Annotated in this window: 19 protein-coding genes; 5 read left to right on the forward strand and 14 right to left on the reverse strand. The window is 38.5% G+C overall.

Going from position 1 to position 22,414, the window contains the following annotated elements:
* Positions 1–100: 100 nt before the first annotated feature.
* From ABD009_RS10925 to rpe, 4 genes are all read right to left on the reverse strand, one after another.
* On the reverse strand, positions 101–1,246 hold the full coding sequence (locus ABD009_RS10925) for an HDOD domain-containing protein (protein WP_343825330.1): 1,146 nt from the start codon (positions 1,244–1,246) through the stop codon (positions 101–103).
* Positions 1,247–1,284: 38 nt separating this feature from the next.
* Entirely contained in the window at positions 1,285–1,872 is a 588-nt protein-coding gene (locus tag ABD009_RS10930) for an anthranilate synthase component II (protein ID WP_343825332.1), read from the reverse strand.
* Positions 1,873–1,879: 7 nt separating this feature from the next.
* Positions 1,880–2,887: a tryptophan--tRNA ligase gene (gene trpS / locus ABD009_RS10935; protein ID WP_330997852.1), complete on the reverse strand. Its 1,008-nt coding sequence runs from the start codon at positions 2,885–2,887 to the stop codon at positions 1,880–1,882.
* 83 nt (positions 2,888–2,970) lie between these two features.
* Entirely contained in the window at positions 2,971–3,636 is a 666-nt protein-coding gene (gene rpe, locus ABD009_RS10940) for a ribulose-phosphate 3-epimerase (protein WP_343825334.1), read from the reverse strand.
* Between the two features lie 159 nt (positions 3,637–3,795).
* On the opposite strand from rpe, the gene ABD009_RS10945 reads away from it, so the two are divergent.
* Both ABD009_RS10945 and ABD009_RS10950 read left to right on the forward strand, forming a co-directional pair.
* Positions 3,796–4,059: a DUF4404 family protein gene (locus tag ABD009_RS10945; RefSeq protein WP_343825336.1), complete on the forward strand. Its 264-nt coding sequence runs from the start codon at positions 3,796–3,798 to the stop codon at positions 4,057–4,059.
* A gap of 410 nt (positions 4,060–4,469) precedes the next feature.
* Positions 4,470–5,192, forward strand: coding sequence for a SapC family protein (locus ABD009_RS10950; RefSeq protein ID WP_343825338.1), 723 nt, complete (start codon positions 4,470–4,472; stop codon positions 5,190–5,192).
* A gap of 263 nt (positions 5,193–5,455) precedes the next feature.
* Here ABD009_RS10950 and ABD009_RS10955 read toward each other — a convergent pair whose 3' ends face one another.
* The 6 genes from ABD009_RS10955 to ABD009_RS10980 form a co-directional block, all read right to left on the reverse strand.
* The gene (locus tag ABD009_RS10955) at positions 5,456–6,739 is read right to left on the reverse strand and encodes an inorganic phosphate transporter (RefSeq protein ID WP_343825340.1); all 1,284 of its coding nucleotides are present in this window, start codon (positions 6,737–6,739) and stop codon (positions 5,456–5,458) included.
* A 35-nt stretch (positions 6,740–6,774) separates the two neighbouring features.
* Positions 6,775–7,452, reverse strand: coding sequence for a TIGR00153 family protein (locus tag ABD009_RS10960; protein WP_155696272.1), 678 nt, complete (start codon positions 7,450–7,452; stop codon positions 6,775–6,777).
* 237 nt (positions 7,453–7,689) lie between these two features.
* Positions 7,690–8,394 carry a phosphate signaling complex protein PhoU gene (gene phoU, locus ABD009_RS10965; protein ID WP_155696271.1) on the reverse strand — a complete coding sequence of 235 codons (705 nt, stop codon included), beginning with the start codon at positions 8,392–8,394 and terminating at the stop codon, positions 7,690–7,692.
* Positions 8,395–8,419: 25 nt separating this feature from the next.
* Positions 8,420–9,244 (reverse strand): phosphate ABC transporter ATP-binding protein PstB, encoded by an 825-nt coding sequence (gene pstB / locus ABD009_RS10970; RefSeq protein WP_343825344.1) that lies wholly within the window; start codon positions 9,242–9,244, stop codon positions 8,420–8,422.
* An 89-nt stretch (positions 9,245–9,333) separates the two neighbouring features.
* Positions 9,334–10,983, reverse strand: a complete 1,650-nt coding sequence (gene pstA, locus ABD009_RS10975) for a phosphate ABC transporter permease PstA (protein ID WP_343825347.1) — start codon at positions 10,981–10,983, stop codon at positions 9,334–9,336.
* A gap of 26 nt (positions 10,984–11,009) precedes the next feature.
* Complete coding sequence (locus ABD009_RS10980; protein ID WP_425543073.1) at positions 11,010–13,259, reverse strand: ABC transporter permease subunit; 2,250 nt, start codon at positions 13,257–13,259, stop codon at positions 11,010–11,012.
* 225 nt (positions 13,260–13,484) lie between these two features.
* Between ABD009_RS10980 and ABD009_RS10985 the strand changes: the two genes are divergently transcribed.
* The gene (locus ABD009_RS10985; protein ID WP_343825349.1) at positions 13,485–13,997 is read left to right on the forward strand and encodes a glycine cleavage system transcriptional repressor; all 513 of its coding nucleotides are present in this window, start codon (positions 13,485–13,487) and stop codon (positions 13,995–13,997) included.
* A 105-nt stretch (positions 13,998–14,102) separates the two neighbouring features.
* Here ABD009_RS10985 and udk read toward each other — a convergent pair whose 3' ends face one another.
* The 4 genes from udk to ABD009_RS11005 form a co-directional block, all read right to left on the reverse strand.
* Positions 14,103–14,732, reverse strand: a complete 630-nt coding sequence (gene udk / locus ABD009_RS10990) for a uridine kinase (RefSeq protein WP_155696266.1) — start codon at positions 14,730–14,732, stop codon at positions 14,103–14,105.
* 18 nt (positions 14,733–14,750) lie between these two features.
* Positions 14,751–15,995 (reverse strand): alkaline phosphatase, encoded by a 1,245-nt coding sequence (locus ABD009_RS10995; protein WP_425543079.1) that lies wholly within the window; start codon positions 15,993–15,995, stop codon positions 14,751–14,753.
* A gap of 213 nt (positions 15,996–16,208) precedes the next feature.
* Entirely contained in the window at positions 16,209–19,364 is a 3,156-nt protein-coding gene (locus tag ABD009_RS11000) for a TonB-dependent receptor (RefSeq protein ID WP_343825351.1), read from the reverse strand.
* Positions 19,365–19,416: 52 nt separating this feature from the next.
* Positions 19,417–20,253, reverse strand: a complete 837-nt coding sequence (locus ABD009_RS11005) for a S1/P1 nuclease (protein ID WP_343825353.1) — start codon at positions 20,251–20,253, stop codon at positions 19,417–19,419.
* 260 nt (positions 20,254–20,513) lie between these two features.
* On the opposite strand from ABD009_RS11005, the gene ABD009_RS11010 reads away from it, so the two are divergent.
* Positions 20,514–21,401: a PhnD/SsuA/transferrin family substrate-binding protein gene (locus ABD009_RS11010; RefSeq protein ID WP_343825355.1), complete on the forward strand. Its 888-nt coding sequence runs from the start codon at positions 20,514–20,516 to the stop codon at positions 21,399–21,401.
* On the forward strand, positions 21,398–22,336 hold the full coding sequence (locus tag ABD009_RS11015; RefSeq protein ID WP_343825357.1) for a hypothetical protein: 939 nt from the start codon (positions 21,398–21,400) through the stop codon (positions 22,334–22,336). Before ABD009_RS11010 ends, ABD009_RS11015 begins: the two co-directional genes overlap by 4 nt.
* The last annotated feature ends 78 nt before the right edge of the window (positions 22,337–22,414 follow it).

Below are 22,414 nucleotides of genomic sequence, written 5' to 3' on the forward strand. Positions count from 1 at the left end.
AGGAGGTGCATAGATTGTCAAAAAAAAATCACTAAAATTATTAGTTTCTATCTAAGATTAGTGACTTTTTAAGACAATTGACTAATAAACTACCTAAACTCTAACCAGTAACTCGTCTGTTGGTTAGATTTAATTTGGTGAGGTTTATAGCATTTAATGAAGTAACAAAGTCATTATTTATTTTACTGCTCATTAGAAATCGTTTTGCTTCTGGAAGCTCAATAAGGCGAGCTTTTTGCAATAATTTATATTGAGAATAAGTTTTAGACTTCAGTAATAGCGCTGCCATTGGAGTCATTTCATCAACCGCAAGATTGTTAACAACCTCTTCCATTGGTAGTGCTAGCGCTGCAAATTTAAGTTGTAGGTGCTCTAACAGTAAGTGACTTGCTTGTAAGCCATGATTCATAACCAGTTCACTAGCGAACTCACCATCTAAAACTAAAGAGTTCAGTACTTTTTCTATGTCTGCTCTACCTGTCGAGCGGGCTTTATGCATCTCTTCCAGTCGAATTTTCTCAAATGTACGTAGGTACATTCGCATGACCATGCCATACCCAAAGCTGTGCAGTAATCCCAATGTAAACGCATGTAAAGGCTTTACACCAAATACCTCTGCTTGTGTTTCCATACAGTTTGCTGTGGCAATTGAGTATTGCCAAAGCTTTGCTTTAAAATCAGAAAATGGTTCCGTGCTATGCGGTAGCCACTGTTTAGCGACCAATGCTAGAACAGGGGCTTTTATGTTATCTATGCCTACATAACGAATCGCCAGACTCACGTCTTCTTGAAAAGGTTTAGTAGACTCTTTTTCTCGAAAAGGTGGTTTGTTAACTATATTGAGTAAATCTCTTTTTATTGCCGGATTAGGTTCAATTAACTCTGCTAATTGTTTTGTATTTCCAGCATTTGATAAACAAACATCAATGATTTTGGACAGGTTAGGATCTAATTTTAATACTTCCGAAAAAAGGTATTCTGGGTCAGAAATTTTACTTTCTATATAGTCGAATAGTGTGTCGTGGAAATATTCGTTAATGTAAACTTTAAACTCTTCTTCCGTTTTAATTTTGCGTTCTTTTACCTGCTGAGCATTTGCTTCAACAGACAATAATTCACGTTTGTTAACTTCTTCTTCAACGGTTTGTATTAATCCTAGACGACGCTTAGCCACTTTGTCCGATACCATAAGGTCAACAAAGCGGGCTTGTATAATTTGTTTAAATTTATTGACTGCAGCGTCCATTATTTATCTGTCACTTTTAATTTATTAATTTAAATTTGCTATTTAGTTGTTAAAACAAAGTTATTCAACATTGCCAAACCTGATTCTGACATTACTGACTCTGGGTGGTATTGTACACCCATAACTGGATATTCCCTCATTGCCATGGCCATGAGTTCATCATGATTTACCTTGGATTCTGTCTCCACCCAAGCTGTTGGCTCAATAAACGTAGGCAAGGTGTCATGATCAACGATGAGTGAGTGATACCTAGTTACAGACAGGGGATTAGGTAAACCTTGGAACATTCCCTTTTTGCTATGGGTAATGATCGATGTTTTACCGTGCATTACTTGTTTTGCTCGTTTTACTTGCGCGCCAAACTGTTGTGCTATTACTTGGTGTCCTAAGCACACGCCTAAAATAGGCTTTTTATGATAAAAATTAGCAACAACATCAAGTGATATCCCAGCCTCGTTGGGTGAACGAGGTCCGGGTGAAATAACTATTTGTGTTGGGTTTAGTTGCTTTATCTGACTAATGGTAATGTCATCATTACGTTTCACGACAACTTCTTGGTCCAAAGACTCAAAGTAGTTCACTAATGTATAAGTGAACGAGTCGTAGTTATCTATCATCAACAACATAAATTAATTATCTAGGGTCGGCTACAAACCCTAAGGCATCATAAACAGATTTAAGCGTTTTTTCTGCTTTTGCTGAGGCTTTTTCAGCACCAACACGCATGATCCTATCTAACTCAGTTTGGTCTTCTCTGATCTCTTTGAATCTCGCTTGAATAGGTTCAATCATTGAAACCACCGCATCGGCTGTGTCTTTCTTTAAGTGGCCGTACATTTTGTCTTCATACTCAGGCACTAACTGTTCAATGGATTTACCAGTTGCTACGCTTAATATAGTCAGTAGGTTAGAAACACCTGGTTTTTCAACAGTATCAAAATAGATTCTGGCTTGCTCGTCAGAGTCGGTGACTGCTTTTTTAAGTTTCTTTTCAATCTTTTTAGGCTCATCCAACAGCATAATATAGCCATTTGGATTTTCATCTGACTTAGACATTTTCTTTAGAGGATCTTGAAGGCTCATTACACGCGCCCCAAATTCTGCGATCTGAGGTTCTGGAACTGTAAAAGTATCACCGTATATATTATTAAAGCGAGTGGCGATATCTCTTGTCAGCTCTAAATGTTGCTTTTGATCTTCGCCAACAGGAACCTTGTCTGCTTGGTATAACAGAATGTCCGCTGCTTGAAGTACAGGGTAGCTAAATAAACCAACATTAATGTTGTTGCTATGTTTGCTCGACTTGTCTTTAAACTGAGTCATGCGATTCAATTCGCCCATTTGAGCGTAGCAGTTTAAAACCCAAGCTAATTGCGCATGTTCCTTAACTTGTGACTGAACAAATAATGCTGACTTGTCTGGATCAATGCCACAAGCTGTATACAGGGCAACGCCGTCTAGAGTGCGGCTTCTTAATGTTTCAGGCTCTTGTCGAACGGTGATTGCGTGTAAATCGGCAAGCATAAAAAAACAATCGTGGTTTTCTTGCATAATGCGCCACTGGTTTATAGCACCAATGTAGTTACCTATTGTCATGCCACCAGTTGTTTGAATTCCACTTAATACTGTACTTTTCATTATATTGCCGTTTATTTAGCTAGTTTAAAATCATCAGTGCGCATTGTAACCTTAATGTACCAGTGCGCAATCTTGTATGTTGTATTTTAAGAAAGGTTGGCGATAATTTGCGCAATACGGGCCGATCTGTTCTCTGCATTAAAGATAGCTGAGCCCATTACAAAAGTATCAGCGCCAGCATCCGCAACCTTTCTAACATTATCAGCGTTCACACCGCCATCTACACTTATGCGAATGTTTCTGCCTGTTGCATCCAGTTTCTCCCTTAGGCGGGTTATTTTGTCTAGAGTTGCTGGGATAAACGACTGACCACCAAAACCTGGATTTACCGACATCACTAAAACCATATCCAGCATATCTAACACTTCATCAAGTACTTCAATTGGTGTAGCTGGATTTAATGCCAGCCCAACTTTACACCCGTGGTCTTGGATAATAGACAGTGAGCGGTGCAAGTGTTTACTGGCTTCTGGGTGAAAGGTAATCATGTCGGCACCAGCTTTTGCAAACTGTTCAATCATATCGTCTACAGGTTCAACCATCAGATGAACGTCAATAGGGGCTTCAATTCCGTGGTCTTTTAACGCTTTACATATCATTGGTCCGAAGCTTAAGTTTGGCACGTAGTGATTATCCATCACATCAAAATGCACCCATTGGCAACCGGCAGCTAAAACCTCATTAACATCATCACCCAATTTTGCAAAGTCAGCTGATAAGATGGAAGGAGATAAAATAAACTCGTTTTTCATAATGATCCTAGATTGATAAAGCGGGAAGTATTACTTATTTAGACTTAGCCTATATTATAAAAATTATTAAACAACTTCGAGACTAATATGAGTCTTTCAGACTTCCCTTATTAAATAATCATGACTAAACTTTAATTTAACAACATGGAGGAATTTAATATGTTGCCTGTAGAACTTGTTGATTCGCTATCAAAGTTGCACGCTGAATTAGAAACATCAAAAGATGTAGATCCTCAAACTCTGAACCAAGTAAGAGAGTTAGATAAACAGTTACATGAAATGCTGAAATCTAATGAATTAAAAGCAGAAGAAACAATGTTGTCACAGCTTTTAGCTTTAGAGGCCAAGTTTGCATCCGAACACCCAACCCTTGAGCGTATTACGCGTGACGTGATTGATAGGTTAGCGATGATGGGCGTCTAGATATTCACTTTAGTTATATAAATTCATATTTATAAAACCACTTCGTACAAAATGCTTGTTATTTGAGCAAGCAAAACATTAATTCATGTTTTCTATTGCGAGAGCCTTTAATTATGGCTTATTGTCCTCATGTACTTTCATAAGATATCCAGTATAGAAGGTGAGGATGGACTTTTCAGACCTCAATAAAGCGACTGCTAACTCTTTTAATAAACAAAAAGCAATAATTAAAAAGGTTTTAGCTGGTCAATCGGTTTACTGCCCTTCATGCAAACAGTTATTGGTAGTCAAGCCTAGCGTAAATACGTTAAGGATTGAGTGTTCAAAAGGCTGTACCGATATTCAACTTGAAACAGAATAATAATTATAGAAGTCAAAAAGACTGACTCGGAACTTTGGAGAAAGAACACATGGCGACAAATTTTCAGCCGTTACATAACGAAACACATAAAAGTGTAAAAATTGGCCCAATTAAAAATGTTGCTGACTTGAAGGATCAACATGCTTTAGGTTTAGTAGTTCAAGAGTTTGCAAATGCGGCTAGTGAATTCCCGGTAGTATTTTTAAAAGATAGCTCTGCAGATAAATACTTCCCAGTTGCAATGCTAGGTATTGAGCAGAATACAAATGTATTTGTTACTGAAGACAATCGTTGGGATGCCAACTACATGCCAGCTCGTTACACTCATAAGCCATTAAGTGTAATTCCTCATAAAGACGACAAAAACAAATTTTCGATAGCAATCGATCTTGAAAGCTCATTGATTCAAGACGATGGTTCACCTCTTTTTGACGAAGAAGGTAAAGAGACTGAGCATTTAGAAAAACGCAAACAAGCATTAATGTCTTACATTGAGCATGAGCAAATAACTCTTGCGTTTATTGAAGCGCTAGAGCGCTTTGAATTAATTCAGCCTAAGAATTTAAAAGTTAACCTTAAAGGTAAAGAGTTAAACCTTAACGGTATCTTTATGGTTGATGAGAAAAAGCTAAGCGAACTTTCTGATGAAAACTATTTAGAGCTTCGTAAGAAAGGTTATATTGCTGCTATTTATGCACACTTAAGTTCAATGAACCAAATTAATAGGTTAATTGAACGTCACGCAAAGCAAACAGCTGAAGATGCTGCATAAGTGTTAAATGTCGTGATTGAGAAACCAGCGCAAGCTGGTTTTTTTATGCCTCAAATTTACTTATCTAGCTCGTCATGTGCAAAATCATGTTTTGTTTTTTTGTTTTATTTAGGCTAGGCAAATAAGAGTCTAATACTATCAACAAAGTCATTATCTATTGAGTTAGCAAGGAATTAAGTTACCAAGGAATTAAGTTAGCGCTATTAAATTACAGGTACAAAAAACCGAGCACTAGGCTCGGCTTTTTAGCGTTATGATGGAGCTTAAACTACACCAAATACCGCTTTTAGAACTAGGAAACACATAATTGAAAGTGCTGCACCAATTGGCAATGTGATTACCCAAGATACAACGATGTTTCTTACAACACCTAGGTTTAGAGCTGCGATACCGCGAGCCATACCTACACCTAACACCGCACCAACTAGAGTTTGAGTAGTAGAGATTGGTAAACCAGTACCCGACGCGATGATAACTGTAGAAGCTGCTGCTAATTCAGCGGCAAAACCACGGCTAGGCGTTAGGTGAGTAATACCATTACCAATCGTTTTAATTACTCGGTGACCAAATAGAGCTAAACCAGCAACAATACCAAACGCACCTAGAGGAAGAATCCACCAAGCTAAAGAAGCTTTAGGTAAGATTTGACCGTCGTTAGATACAATGCTCACAACCGCAGCCAAAGGACCAATTGCGTTTGCAACGTCATTTGAACCGTGTGCAAAAGCCATACAACATGCAGTTACAACCATTAGTACTGCAAAGATTTTTTCAACGTTGTTGAAGTGCATTTCTTTGTCAGCAGTAGGGTCAATTTTGATTTTGCTAATAAAATACTTACCAACAAGCGCTACTAAAATACCAGCAAGGATTGCATAACCATAAGCTTCAGCACCTGAGATTGCAAAGTCGCCATCTTTAAGAACGTGTTTTAAACCTTTCTTGATAGTGACAAGTGACATAACAAAACCAGCTAGGAACATGTAGAAAGGAACGTATTTTTTAGCATTCTTAAGCGGCTCTTCAGTATCAAAGATAAGCTTTTGCGCTGAGATAAAGATTAAGTAAGCTATAATACCTGACAGCAACGGAGTTACTATCCAGCTACCAACAATGCCACCAACTTTTGCCCAATTTACTGCGTCCATACCAACACCAAAAGCTGCGAAACCAACAATGGCACCTACAATTGAGTGTGTTGTACTAACAGGCCAACCTAAGTATGAAGCAACGGCTAACCAAATTGCAGCAGCAAATAGTGCTGAAATCATGCCTAAGACTAAATACTCTGGGTTTGGAATGAATGGAGCTGAATCAATGATGCCTTTACGAATGGTTGAGGTTACTTCGCCACCGGCTAAGTAGGCACCTGCAAATTCAAAGATCATCGCGATAACAATTGCTTGTTTAATAGTTAAAGCTTTTGAGCCAACTGATGTGCCCATAGCATTTGCTACGTCGTTTGCACCAATACCCCAGGCCATGAAAAAACCAACGATAGCGGCAGTGGCGATTAACATAACGCCGTAAGTAGAAATAATATCCATTGAATATACCTAATATGTTTTAAATTGGTTGCTGCTTAACGAGCAAGCATAAGTTCTAATCGAGAACCTACACGTTCTGCTAAGTCGGCTAATTCCCCAATCCATTCAATCATTCTGTATGTCACCATGACATCGATAGGGTTTAACTGATCTTCGATTTCTTTTAGTTGTAGACGAATAGAAATTTGCATTTCATCTGTATCGTCTTCAATTGCGTCTAATTCTGTGATCATGCGCTCAACAAGTTCTACTTCACGGCCTTTAAAGCCTGTTTCTAGTAGTTCATCAAACTCATTGATTGCTTTTTTTGCTTGTGCAGTGGCATCAATGTTGCGCTCTACAAAAGCCATGAAGCTTTCTTGAATTTGCGGTGGGATAGTTAATTCACGGCCTAAATAACGACCCGCCAAGTCTTTTGCTTTGTTGGCGATCTTATCTTGTTGTGTGATTAACTCTAAAATATCCGTTCTTTCTACTGGTAAAAATAAACCTCTTGGAAGATTCATTCTTACATCGCGTTTAATAACATCCGCTTTTTTCTCAAGTTGAGAAATTTGATAACGAAGTTCCGTCGCTTCAGTCCAATTTTCTTTGCATACCGCTTCAAAAAATGGCTTTAATAATGAAGCCGCAGAATGAACGGTATTAATGTGTTCTTCTAGCGCTTTTAATGGCGATTTAGCAAAAACACCTAAAATTGAGTGACTAGCCATAGTGAACCCTTATTTAATGGCAAAAAAAAACCAGCATTTGATTGCAGGCTTATATCAATATCATAGTTTACTATAAATTCACGGAAGTGTGATTAAATAGCTTCGAGGCTATTATATGACACATTTGTGACAAAAATGTTACAGGTGGGGTAAAAAAGATCCGTTCGCTTGATTTATAACCGGACGGATCTCGTTTTTCATGTGTGTGGTTTTTAAAAGTCTAATTTTATCAGGCTCTTATAGGACATTGTCCTTAATGTCAGATTGAGACGTGTGACGGACATCTTTTCCTTTTACAAAGTAAATAATGTATTCAGAGATGTTCTGACAACGGTCACCAATTCTTTCTAACGACCTAACTGACCAAATTACGTCCATTACTTTTGGTATTGAACGAGGATCTTCCATCATATAAGTCATTAATTGACGAGTGATGGCTTCGTATTCTTTGTCGAGTACTTTATCGGCAGTATGAACTTTAAAGGCTGACTCAACATCCATGCGAGCAAATGCGTCTAGAACATCATGCAACATTACTAAAGCTTTACGGCCCATGTTGTCCATTGATACTAAAAACTCTTGCTGCTCTTTGTTAAATGACTCTAACGCTACTTTGGCAATACGTTCTGCCTCGTCGCCGATACGCTCAAGGTCAGTAATTGTTTTAATAATGGCTAACACTAGGCGTAAATCCGATGCTGCTGGCTGACGTTTAGCGATAATTCGAGTACAAGCTTCGTCAATTTGCACTTCCATTTTATTTACTTGAAAGTCGGTTTCTAAAACATGACGCGCCAATTCTTGGTCTGCTTCAGTTACTGCATTTAGGGCGTTTGTTAACTGTTGTTCTACAAGTCCACCCATTTTTAACACGTCGTTACGTATCTGTTCCAATTCAACGTTAAATTGGCCGGATATGTGTTTATTTAAATTAAGTTCCATTGTTGCCTCTCAAACTACTAATTGGTTAACCGTAACGGCCTGTAATGTAATCTTCAGTCTTTTTCATTTTAGGTGTTGTGAATAAAGCATTAGTATCTGAATGCTCAATTAGCTGACCCATGTACATGAATGCTGTTTGATCAGAAACACGCGCTGCTTGTTGCATGTTGTGCGTAACGATAACAACGGTGTACTTGTCTTTAAGCTCAGTGATCAACTCTTCAATAGTTAATGTCGAGATTGGATCAAGTGCCGAAGTTGGTTCATCAAGTAATAGTACCTCTGGCTCAATAGCAATGGCTCTTGCAATAACAAGTCTTTGTTGCTGACCACCAGATAAACCTAAAGCACTGTCGTGTAATCTATCTTTTACTTCATTCCATAACGCTGCATTAGTCAGAGATTTTTCAACCACTTCATCAAGCTCGCGTCTGTCGTTTATACCTTGCAAGCGAAGTCCATAAACCACGTTTTCGTATATACTTTTTGGGAATGGGTTAGGGCGCTGGAATACCATGCCTACTTTACGACGAAGTGACGCAACATCAACCGAGCGGTCATAAATGTTTTGGTCGTGAAGTAAAATTTCACCTTTGATTTTACAAGTATCAACAAGGTCATTCATACGGTTCATACAGCGTAACAGAGTAGATTTACCGCAACCTGATGGTCCGATAAAGGCCGTTACTTGGCCTTTTGGAATAACCATGCTGATGTTTTCTAGGGCTTGTTTTTCGCCATAAAAAAGATTCAAATTTTTAATTTCTAGAGCAATTTGCTCTTTCGTTAAATTATCGATGTCTATATTAGATGAAGACTTGTTACTCATGTCTGGTGCTACCGAAATCATCTTAAAACCTCATATCTAAATTTAGTGTAAAAAGCTGAGCTTTGTCAGCTTTGTTAAAATTGTTAGTCATTGAATTAACAGTGCTTAAATTAGTGTTCAAGTGACTTATATTTTTCGCGCAAGTGGTTACGAATACCAATTGCTGTAATGTTCAACGTTATGATAACGGTAACAAGTAAGAATGATGTTGCATAAACCAATGGTCTTGCAGCTTCAACGTTCGGGCTTTGGAAACCAACATCGTAAATATGGAAGCCTAAGTGCATAAACTTGCGGTCTAAGTGAACATACGGGAAGTTGCCATCAATTGGCAACGTAGGCGCCATTTTAACAACACCTACTAACATAAGCGGTGCAACCTCACCAGCAGCACGTGCTACAGCTAAAATAAGACCCGTCATGATGGCTGGTGACGCCATTGGTATAATGATGCGCCAAATAGTTTCAGCCTTAGTAGCTCCAAGTGCTAACGAGCCTTGTCTTAATGAACCAGGAATTCGTGATAAACCTTCTTCAGTCGAAACGATAACGACTGGTAGCGTTAGTATAGCCAATGTTAATGCTGACCATATAACACCAGGCGTACCAAAAGTTGGCCCTGGAAGTGCTTCAGGATAGAAAAGCTGATCCAGTGAACCACCAAGCATATAAACAAAGAAGCCCAAGCCAAATACACCGTAAACAATAGAAGGTACACCAGCTAAGTTAATTACCGAGATACGTATTATCTTTGTAACGGCATTGTTACCGGCATACTCGTGAAGGTAAATAGCCGCCACAACGCCAAAAGGAGTTACGATTACAGCCATTAATAGCACCATAAATACAGTACCAAATATAGCTGGGAATACACCACCTTCTGTATTTGCTTCACGAGGATCGTCAGAAACGAACTTACCTAGTTGTTTGCCGTACTGAATCACTTTTTCAAAAAAGTTCATGTCGTTTGGAAACGAAACGTCTAAAACGTAAAAAATAGGTAAGGTTACTAATTCGCCACGCATGTCTTTTACAATAACTGAATCACGTCTTGCTTCATCTCTGAAGGCGAATAGCTCTTTCTCGTATACTTTGTACTCGTCTCTAAGCGCTTGGCGTTGGTTTTCTAAATCATGTAACGCTGCGTCAGTTAGTTCATCTTCGAGTTCAAGCTTACGTTCTTTTAATCTTAACTTTTCTAATTGATAGTTAATCGCACCAATTTCGTCATTCTGCAAATCAAGAGCTTGATCATTTAAATCAACGGCTCTATCTATTGCCGCAAATAACGCGTCTTCTTTATTCTCACGAATGTTTTTGCCATCAACAATCACTGAATCTACAAAACCGTAAAAGTTACCATTTTTGCTACGCTCAAATACGGCGATGCCAGAAGGTCTAGTTTCTTTAACAATTTCAGGGCCCAATATCCATTGGAAATCCAGCTCAACGTACTCACGGTTACCCGTTTTAATTAAGTAACGCTCTACAAACTCGCCTTGTTCTTTATTAAATTCGATGCCAGAGGTAATTAAACGTTGTGTAGGAACCTGTTCAGATTCATAAACTTCACCAATAATAACGCTGGTTTCACCGCTTGAGTTTGCAATTTCAAACTGGTGAATATCTGAAGGCCAGAAAAATGACAGGCCTCTAGATGCAATGAGTAACAATAACCCAATTACTGATAATAAACTGATACTTACCGCGCCGGCTGTCATCCAAACCCACGGAGCACCCGACTTAAACCATAACTTCATATTAAATCTCCAAAAATAGGTGCTAATTAAAGTGAACTGTACTTTTCACGAAGTCGCTGACGCACAAACTCCGCAATCGTATTAAAGACAAAGGTGAATATAAACAGTACAAAGGCCGCTAAGAATAGGATTCGATAGTGTGAACTACCTACTTCAGACTCCGGCATTTCCACCGCGATATTCGCAGACAACGTACGCATGCCTTGGAAAATACTCCAATCCATAATTGGTGTATTACCCGTAGCCATAAGAACAATCATTGTTTCACCTACAGCTCGGCCTAATCCCATCATTACTGCTGAGAAAATACCTGGACTTGCTGTTAATAAAACAACTTTTATAAGTGTTTGCCACTGCGTAGCACCTAGTGCTAGTGAGCCGCTAGATAATGTTTTAGGAACACTGAATACCGCATCCTCTGCAATTGAGAATATAGTAGGTATAACTGCAAAACCCATGGCGATACCAACAATTAAAGAGTTTCTCTGGTCAAAGGTGATACCTAATTCGTTGGTAATGTATAGACGTGTATTACCGTCGAACAACCACTCTTCTACTAATGGGCTCATTTCAAATGAGAAATAACCAACAAAAGCAACAATTGGGATTAACAGAATTGAGTCCCAGCCAACAGGCATGCGGTTTCTAATTTTTTGCGGAATGTTATGCCAAGCAAATGCAGTTAAGAAAATAGCAACTGGCAATAACAGTATTAATAGAATTACACCTGGTAGTTTTTCTTCAATCAGTGGAGCTAACCAAAGACCAGCTAGGAAACCTAGGATAACCGTAGGTAACGCTTCCATGATCTCTACCGTTGGCTTTACAATTTTACGTACACTTGGGGCCATAAAGTAGGCTGTGTAGATAGCTGCCGCTAAACCAATTGGAACAGCAAATAACATGGCGTACATAGCCGCTTTTAATGTACCAAAAGAGATTGGTACTAAGCTGAACTTAGATTCAAAATCATCACTTGCTGAAGACGACTGCCAAACATAATCAGGCTCAGCATAACCTTCGTACCAAACTTCTTGCCATAAGCCAGACCAAGTTACTTCAGGGTGCTCATTTTCTACATTAAGTACGTCAAGTTGATTTGCTGACAAAACAACAAATGCGTTAGAACGTGGAGAGAAAGAAATGTCAGTGATGTTATTTGTTGGTAACTTCCCTTGCCATAAGTCCGCTTCAGAAGTGGTGTGAAAAAAGTTAACTTCGCCTGATGAGGTAGTTGCGATAAAGGTTCTACGATAAAACTCTGGATAGATTTCAGCTACGGCTTTATCACTGCCTTCAACGTTCATAGTAAAATCTCTTACTTGAACAAAGTCACGTCCAGACTTGCCGTTAACTTCAAACCACTGAGTAATTTTACCGTCTGTGTAACCTAGCATTAAAGAGTTAGCACTAGCTAAAAGTTTAGCAGTAGTAATTTGTTGGTTAGGGCGACTAATGTTTTTTGTATACAGTAATTCAACTTCGCTGCCTACGCGGCTATTAGCGACATAAATTTCATTTTTAGTCAGAATGAAAATACGAGAAGCATCTGGAGAAATGAGTAGTCGCTCTACTTTTCCATCTACAAAATCAAGTTCAGATTGTTCAACAATCCACTCAATTTCTTCAGTGAACATGTTTTCTTCACCTTCAAGGCGAGCGTATCTTACAGCGCCATTTTGAAGTTGGTAAAGAATGCCAAGTACGCCTTCTTCTTCAGCAAATACAAATTTTTCAACTGTGTAACCTTCTTCATCAAACAACTCAGGTAGTGGCTCTTCACCAAAGGGTAATTGAACACGTGGTGTCAAAGAACGAGTGTTATTCTTGAAATCGATTTTGAAAAAAGGTTTGATGATCGTTAAGCGGGCATCGTCATTCATAAAGCCGAACAAGCCTTTATGCGGAGCGCTTTGTGAGTAGGCTGTTATTTCGCCAGGGACTTCAGTTGCTATTGAAGCAATCTGTTGGCCAGACATTCCATCTTCTGCGTTAAAAAAGTCTACAGTTGCATTTGGCGTTATGGCGTATGAAATTTCAGTTTGTTCTTCAATTCCCGTTGCAAAATAGGCTTTATCTAACGTAGATGTCGCCTCTCTTGAATCTACGTGAGCAGAGTCAAAAACTGGTTTAACTACATATAATAGATAGAAAAAAATCAATAATAATGCGCATAGTACTAAGATGCCACCGGTCATTACACCGTATTTAGCGAACTTATCTTTGAACTTTCGAGTTGACTCAGTCTTCAACGCAATGTTTGTCTGTCCAGACATATATAAATACCTACCCTTTATCAGATGCCGCGAATTATATTTCATTAATGTTACAGTAATGTGACATTGGACTTTCAGTCTACGTTGAAAAGCAGAGAAAGTCGGTACTAGGATAGACGGCACTTTTGGAAGTTGTTAGGGACATTTAGCCTAAAAAAGGGACTGGATTATTTAACATTTATTGTTAATACTTGAGTTAATAAACATCAACTGGAGTGCATCTAAATGCAACACCTTGTATTAACGGTTATTGGCGCCGATCAGACAGGCTTAGTTAAGTCACTGTCTGAAATTCTTAATAAGAATGAAGCTAATTGGTTAGCGAGTAACTTATCTCATTTACGTGGGTACTTTGCAGGTGTTATTGAGGTAGCAGTACCTGAGAGCAATTTAGTAAGCTTAACAAATGAACTGTCTAATATAGATGGTTTAACCGTCACAACTTACCTCAGTAATCATGTTGAAGCGCACCAAGAGCAAGAGTTAGAGTTTGTTATTACAGGTAATGACCGCCGTGGAATTGTGCAAGACTTAGCGTCTGTTATTAGCCATAAAGGTGCCAATATTGTTAGTTTTGTATCTACTCATCAAACTGCGCCAAACTGGGGTGGTGAATTATTTCATGCTGTGGCTAGAGTCATCCTTCCTGCAGGATTAAGCGCTGATGTAATCGTAGAAGCGTTAGAGCAGCTAGCGTCGGATATCATTGTTGATGTTGAGTTAGACAAAGCGAGTTAAAGCTTAAAGATAGTTGTCACGTATCATTTGAGTTCTAATGTAAATTGTCTCAAATAAAAGAGCCAACGGCATATTATTCATGCCGTTGGCTTTTTAGTTGTCACATTAGTTTAATAAAAGCTGTTTTATTTGGGCTTTTAATACATCAATTGCAATTCTGTTTTTGCCGCCATTCGTAACAATTAAGTCAGCAACCTGTTTTGAAGGTGCTATAAATGCTTGATACATAGGCCTTACAGTCGTCAGATATTGCTTTATTACTGAATCGAAGCTTCTGCCACGCTGTTTAATATCGCGCTCTAGTCTTCTTACTAAACAAATTTCCGGCGGAGTATCCATAAACACCTTGATATCGAACTCACTATATAGTTCTGGGTGTGTTAACAGCATAATACCTTCGATCAAAATGACTTGAGCCGGCTGTACCGGTGTCGTTTCTTTTAATCGAGTGTGGGTCTTATAACAGTATTGAGGCATTTCAACGGCTTTGCCTAATTTAAGATCACGAAGATGCTCGATTAGTAAGTCATGTTCAAATGCTTCAGGGTGATCATAGTTCGTCTTTTCTCGAACGGCCATTTCCAAATGATCTTGGTTACGGTAATACGCATCCTCAGATATAAAGGAAATTTGATCTGAACCCAATTCCTGCGCCAACTCTTCAAATATAGTGGCTGTTAATAGTGTTTTACCAGACGCCGAAGCGCCTGTAATTGCTAATATAGTGGTTTTCAAAAGGAGTCTCTTCTCTTGCTACTGTGCCGAATTCAATTGTTTAAATAGTTTTTTAGCAATATCCGTATTGTCTTGTTGTCCATTGAATAGATGACTGTTTACACCAGACGCGAATACTTGTACATCACCAGCAGTATGACCGCCAGTTGTCCAACCGGTTAACGTAGTGTCATTAATAATAGCTTTAATTTCACGAGTCATCTTTTCTTTCTTTAACTTACTACTTAGAGCCGACTTTAAAGTCTCGATTTGACTTGCTGACAGATCAAAATCCACATGTTTTTTCCATGTAGACTGGATAACTTTGTCAGTAACATCTTTCTCTAAGCTTAAAAATGCCGGGATTATAACAGCTAATGAAGAATTTATTTGCTTAACTTTATCTGTTTTCCAATCATAAGTGCCATTAGCACCAATACTTAAGCCACCGGTAGCATGGTCAGCGGTAATGATTAACAACGTTTCACCATTTGCTTCAGTAAATTGTTTTGCGTACTCAATAGCTTTTGCAAAGTCTTCTAGTTCACCCATTGCGCAGGCAACATCGTTACCATGAGCACACCAATCAATTTGGCTTCCTTCAATCATAACAAAAAAACCATTGTCTGAACTTTGAGTGGCTAACAAATTCAAAGCAGTTTTTGTCATGGCCTCAACTCTATTTGGCAACGCATCATTGTCTACAGCAAATGGAAGGCCAACAGGCGCAAAAAGGCCTAGTGCTGGTAACGTATTTAATTCGTTCAATTTTGTTAAATCGTCAACGTAACTATAGCCTAAGGATTTGAATTCGTTAACGATATTTCGATCTTCACGAATAAAGTAGGAAGTACCACCACCAAGCATTAAATCTACTTTAGGTGCGTAATTCATTTTTTCGTCGATGTATGCATCCGCAATCTGATTGTAATTACGACGCGACTCATTATGAGCTATAAAACTAGCGGGTGTTGCATGATTAATTTGAGACGAAGAAACGATACCTGTCGTTTTACCAAGTTGTTTCGCTCTTTCAAGCAGTGTAAGAACAGGCTTTTTATTTACATCAACGCCAATTGCACCGTTATATGACTTAACGCCAGAGCTCAAAGCCGTTGCGGAAGCTGCTGAATCTGTAACGTAGGTATTGTCATCAGGATAAGTTGAAGAGGTACCTACAAGAAGTTCATCAAATACAGTGCGTTCTACTTCTTTTGTCGCTTTATCATCAGCGAAATAACGATATGAAGTTGTATGTGCGACACCCATGCCATCACCAATCATAAAAATGATATTTTTAGGTAGCGTATTAACGTCGTTTTTAACATTTGAATTGGCACACGCCGTGATTCCAAGTGTTATAGCGGCAATGGTGAACAGTTTATTAATAGCATTGTTCTTCAAAAGATTTCTCCATAAACATTTATGCATGAGTAAAATACAAAAATGCCCGCCTATAAAATAGGCAGGCATCTTATTTTAGCAAGTAATTATAAATTAAAAGCTATATTTAACACCAACTTTCATTGACCAAGAAGATTGTTCAGCTTCAAAGTTATTGTAGTTGTTTGTATCAACACCTTTATAACGATTTCTCAGCTGGTATTGGCTTCCGTTAGTTTCTAAATCAAATAGAACCTGTTGTGGGAAGCTCATGTTGTAAATCTTACCCCAATCATCATTCAATAAGTTAGCCAAGTTATCAATAATGAAGTACAACTGACCTTTATGTCCTTCAGCAAAACCAGGCAGTTCCTGAGTAATTGCTAAGTCCATGTTGGTTGTCCAAGGTTGGTTATGGGTATACTTCGGTATAGTTCCGCCTGCATATTGTGTTACGCCTGCTGCTTCCATAAGGGCGTATGTATCTTCATAACTCAAACGTGAAAAGTCGAAGTTCGCATCATCAGGACCGCTTGGTAATTCAGGTAAGTAAGTACCAGCTTTATAGAATTTAGACTGGTCACCAAAATCTCTATCTTCAAACAGACCCAATGTCCAAGAGAATGGACGGCCAGACTTACGCTCATAGAATAAGTTGAATGAAGTTTCATAACCTTCAAACAGCTCAGTTTCATAACCTAAGTTAAGAACAAAACGGTGCTCAATTTCATAGTAAGCACGACCCATTTCTGGGTTGTTACGGTTTGTTGTTACTTCATACTGGAAGTTAGATGTTGCTGTTGAACTTGTACCAGGGTTAACTTCATCAACATTTTGGTTGGTATAAGACATATTTAATGATACGCCATTATCCCACTTTTTGTTTAATGCAGTTGTTAAGATACGGCTATAACCACCATTATCAATATTTGTTAATTGCAAGTCGTAGCGATCTACATCATCCCAACGGTTTTCGAAAACGATACGCTCACCGATTCTTTCACCACTGTCTACACGAGCTTCATCAATCCAGTAAGGAGCATTGTCTTTTGTAACGAATGTGAATTCTGTGAACCACTGGAAGTCATTACCTAAAACAGGAATGTCAAACGTGTAGTCCGCTGATACCTGGTAACGCCAATCAGATGGCTGTTCGAAGTCTTTGTCGATTGTATTTGTATTGCCGTTCCCTGGTACTAAAGAATCTTGAAGAGCTTGTGGAACCTGGTCAAACATAACTTGAGACGGATCTGCAACTACCGCATTTTTAACTGAACTAGGGGCAGAGATAAGTGTTACACCGTCATTTGTGTATGCGTTAGAAACCCAAACTAAAGGCATTCCGCCTGAGAAACGACCTACACCACCACGTACTATTAAGTCATCACTAACCGTCCACTCGATACTCAAGCGCGGTAGTAAAATATCTAGGCCGTCAAGGTTCTCTTGGTTACTAATACCATATTCGTTAAGATAGTTTTGGTTAAGCGTTGGTTCGTCTTTTACTGTCAAGCGCTCGTAACGTAAACCTGCTGTTAAGATCACATCATCCATTATTTCAGTATTTACTTCACCGTAAAGTGAGAACTTAGTAGATTCTACTGAGAATGCTAAGTCTTGCATGTCGTTAGAAAATGCATTTTCATATGAAACAGAGCTAGGAGCTTTGTTTTGGAAATTTTCTAAAGAACTGAAAGTCCACGTGCCAGCAGCATGACGTGCATATAGATTGTAGTTTTCTACATTGTCAACTTCGGCACCAAACTTATATTCTAAGTCACCTACTAGATATAAACCGTGCAAACCAAAACTTAATGTTTCGTTCGCAAGTTCGTTACCGTGACGGCTTTCATCTTGACCAGCTACAACTGAATCATCACCAAAACGGACGTTAATCTCACCTAAGTTTGAATTAGTATTTGAAGCTTGAACGAAATCTTTGTATGCAAAGTTGAACTCAGTAGAGAAGTCTGCGCTCCAGTCTGAGAACAAGTGGCCAGTTAGGATTTCAGTTTCTGAATCTTGTGACCAACCATTTGAGGTTAGGTTTACGGTGCTATTGTTATTAATGTAGTTACGAGCAGCGGTGTTTTCTTGCTTGCTGTATGAAATGTCAGCTCGGTGATCATCGTTTATGTTCCAATCAAGCTTAACTAATAGTTTTTTGTCACTGTCTGGAGCAGGAGCTGCGCCAATAGAATCTGAAATTCCATATGTATCCTGTAACGTATCAATAACACTTTGAACTTGTGAAGTAGTAAGGTTATGACCTGCTAATGTTGTTGGGTTGAAGTTTGTAGGGACATCTTTTTCCCACTCTTCATAAGAAGCGAAGAAAAATAATTCATCTTCAATTAATGCGCCACCTAGTGCAGCACCAAATGTAACTTCATCATTTTTAAGGTCGTCTTTACTAAACGTAGGTGTGTCTTCACCAGTCCTAAACTCGCCACTCTCACGGTCAAAAGACTTTTCATCAACAGCATCGCCATTAAAAGGTGTTTTCTCGAAGAAGAATGAACCTGAAAGATCATTAGTACCTGACTTAGTTACAACATTTACCGTTCCGCCAGAGAAATTGGAAGCACGTGCATTAAACGGTGCAAATTCAATGCTAACTTGGTCAACCGCGTTTAAAGAAACCGGTGGACGCTGAGCAGGGTAACCGTTTGAGTTAAGGCCGAACGTATCGTTTACGCCAACACCGTCAACTGTTAGTGAGTTGTACTTAGGGTTTGAACCAGCAACACTCAATTGAGTACCAGATGCATCAACAACCGCTAGAGGGTTAGAGCGAACGATATCTTTAAGGTCACGGCTAACTGTTGCTGCTTTAGCAATGTCATCAGAAGTAAATATAGAGCTTGAACCAGAGTTAGCAAAAAAGTTTGCAGAACCAGTTACTGTAATTTTTTCGATGCTGCTGCTTGTTTCAAGCTTTGCAGAAAGGTCTAAAATGTCATTAAGTTCAAGGTATACGTTTTCGTATACTTTGCCTTGGAAACCTTCAGAAGCGATAGTTACCATGTATGGACCACCAACGCGAAGACCACGGGCACGGTATGCACCTTCTTCGTTAACCGTTACTTCTTTTACGCTACCAGATGGTACGTGTAAGAAAGTAATAGTTGCGTTGTTAACAGATTGGCCTGCAACTGTCTGAATTGTACCGCGAACAGCCGTTGAAGTTTCAGCCGCATTAACGGTAGCCGTGCCTAGAGCAGCTGTTACAGCTAGTGCTAGAGCGCTATGTTTAATGACATTTTTCATTGTCTTTTCCTGGTTGTTGTTTTGTTAAAATTAAAAAATTGTTGTTTTATTATTATTTTATCTTTACGCCGTTTTTGCCTACTTTTACATTAGGATCAAAAATTGCGTTTAAAATTCCAGCCAATCGAATTCCGCCTTTGCGCAATTGGTCTTTAACCGTTGGCATATGTCTATAGATATAGTCATATGAAAATTCGCCATCTTTTATGTCGTAAACATCGTCACGAAGGTTAAAAGACTCAACAACCCAATCTCTTGGTTGAGTTGAAACATAATTAGACACAAGTTTTGTGTCAGTTGTATTAATGAATCGTGCAAATTCAGTAAAAGATAAATTTTGGCTTTCAATTAGTTTTGTGTCCCACAAAGTGTGCAGGTTCATTTTCTCTCTGAAAAACTCAACTTGAATAGTATTGCCGCCTTTATCTTCGGCACGACCAACATGCAGAGGCATGTGCAAGTCACCAACTAAATGTGTTAGGAAACGTAGGTAAAATTCTTTTTCTTGTTGTTTTGATTTTGGAGAGGAGAGAACGTCTATTGCTTTGCGGATACCGGTATATACATCTTTAACTTCATCTTCGAACTTGTATGTATCAGGTTTGAAATCATCAATCGTATTTAAACTGATATAATGCCACTTAGTTCGAGACCACCATTTTTTGTCTGGTGATGAGCGCATTTCGTCTGCCCATGTTGTTACTTCTGGAAGGTGATCGCCACTGAGTAACTTTTCTATAGCTTGTTTAGTTACTGGGGTTAAATGCCACTCAGCAATTTGACCAATAATACGGTGACCATTTTGGCCATAAGCTGCAGCATTGTTTGAGACCGCTAACAGCATTATCGACGCTAGTGTTGTAAGTAGCACAAGCTTAAAGTTCTTCATTTATTAATTTCCGTTTCTACTTTTGTAATGTAATTGTAAAAATTGGGCTGGTCAAATATCAACCACTACCTCTCTGAAACTGTCGCTATTATGCTTGTTTTTTAAATATTAGGAAGGATATGTTGGGATTCATAATTACATGTTAATAAAGTTTTAAAAACAATGACTTACAATTAATGAGTAAAATTACTTAAAACAATAAGTAAATAAGGATAGAATAAATTTGTAGCGTAATGCAGGGTTTAGAGGAATTTGAAAAAATGCACTTGCTTTTATCCAAATTAAATAAGAGTTGGTATGTCACCTTTTTTATAGGTGCTTGTGTTGTTGTTTGGATGACAGCAAAGTTACATACAGACAGCCAAATAGTGCCATTGTCGCCATTAATAGAGACCTCAATACACTGCTCAACACAGTCAAAAAACAATAAAAGAAGTTTTGTTATATATAGCGGTGGTGAAGCAAGCTCTCTTTTGTTAAATGAGATTGCCTGCGCAGATCCAATAATAAACAGGCAGTACGGCGAGGTTTCTTCTTACTGGGGAGTAAGCGATGTTAATACGATTAGAATGTTAGGTAATGGCAAAGCAGACTTAGCATTAGTTAAAGAAAATATTATGTCCGCACTTAAAGCTGAAGACACTCATGGTTATAAAAAGGTGGCTTATTATCCTAATTATAAAACCTACCTAATTTCACTCTATGAAAAACCAGTATTAACAAAAGAGTATTTCCTGGATAAAACCATAGGCTTAGTCGATTACCCAACTAGTCGCTCAGGTCATATAGTACCTAAAAAGCTGTTTACGGAGCTTGGCTTAACGCTGAGTCGTATGAATATTGTTTATGCAAGCTCACATAATGAATTGCGAGAAATGTTGACCGCTGGCAAGGTTGATATCATATCTTCATATTGGCAATCAGAAGATCAAGAAAAGCTTTCTCGAAACTATATAACAAGTATTGCCGATTCAGTCTCAGGAACGTCGTGGTATTTAAGACTCGCTAAACAAAATGAGGACTTATTGTGTGCCTCGCAACGATTTTTAAAGGACTTTGCATCCCAACAAGAGTCCTCTTACTATCAAAAACTTACCTTAGTTAAAAGTAACTGCTCTAGTGCTGAAAAGAATGAAGGGGAGTTATGATGAGGAAGTTAAATAAATTATTTATGAATTCTATTAAGCTTCAAGCGGTAAGTACCTTTTTAGTTAGCTTAGTCTTGTTTTCTATTGTGCACCAAGCAAGTGTCGCAATGAGTCATGTGAATCACGTGGCCGTGACTAAACAATATGTATTACAGAGAGTTGCCCTAGACTTGCCGGTTATTCCAATTAAAAGAGAGTGGCTTAATGAATCTGGCGATAGTCAAGAAGTTCAAAATTATATAAACAGCCTTAATGAAGCAATTAACAAATACCAGTGGCCACTTAAAGTTACATTTATAGGGCCTAAAAAGCCTGTTGCTGATTATGAGGAGCTGTCTTCCGCTGAGCAAAGTGTCTACATTTCCTTTAAAGAAAAAACGTTTCCATTGCTCCACAGCCTTAGTGCAGTACCAGTGTTATTTGCTCTATTTTTCACGTGGTTGTTAGTCTTCCGACAACATTTGATACAACACCACAAGCCACTGGAACAAAAAGTAACTAACTCCCCTTTATTGTTAACCATTGATCTTAGAAGTAAGTTACTCATTAATGCTCGTATTCAAAAAGAAACGGCGTTATCTAACAAGCCGCTTTGTTTCTATTGTGCGTTGGTTGAGTATTGTATAGCTAACCCAGGTGTTAGTTTGAATATGAATAAGGACTTACCGGAAGAGTTTTTAGTATTAGCACAGAAGTATTTTTATCGTTTGATAGAACTTGGGCATACGATTAGAAAGCGACCTAACTTTGAGAGTAATTTAGATAAAACGTTAAGTGAAATAAGAGCGGCACTTGAGGACGTTTTAGAGCAGGATATAAAGTCCAAAGAGATGCTAATACCTCCTAAGGCAATAGGAGAGGGGTCTCGCTCTAAGTTACATAGCTTTGGTTTGGGCGAGATTAATGAGAATATAGTAGAAATAGTCGGGAAATAAATCGACGAAAAAAAGGCTTCATTTATTATATTGAAGCCTTTTTATTATCTACAAGCCAGGTTGGCTAATAGCTTTGAC

This window comes from Psychrosphaera haliotis (assembly GCF_039523615.1).
GTDB classification, from domain to species: domain Bacteria; phylum Pseudomonadota; class Gammaproteobacteria; order Enterobacterales; family Alteromonadaceae; genus Psychrosphaera; species Psychrosphaera haliotis.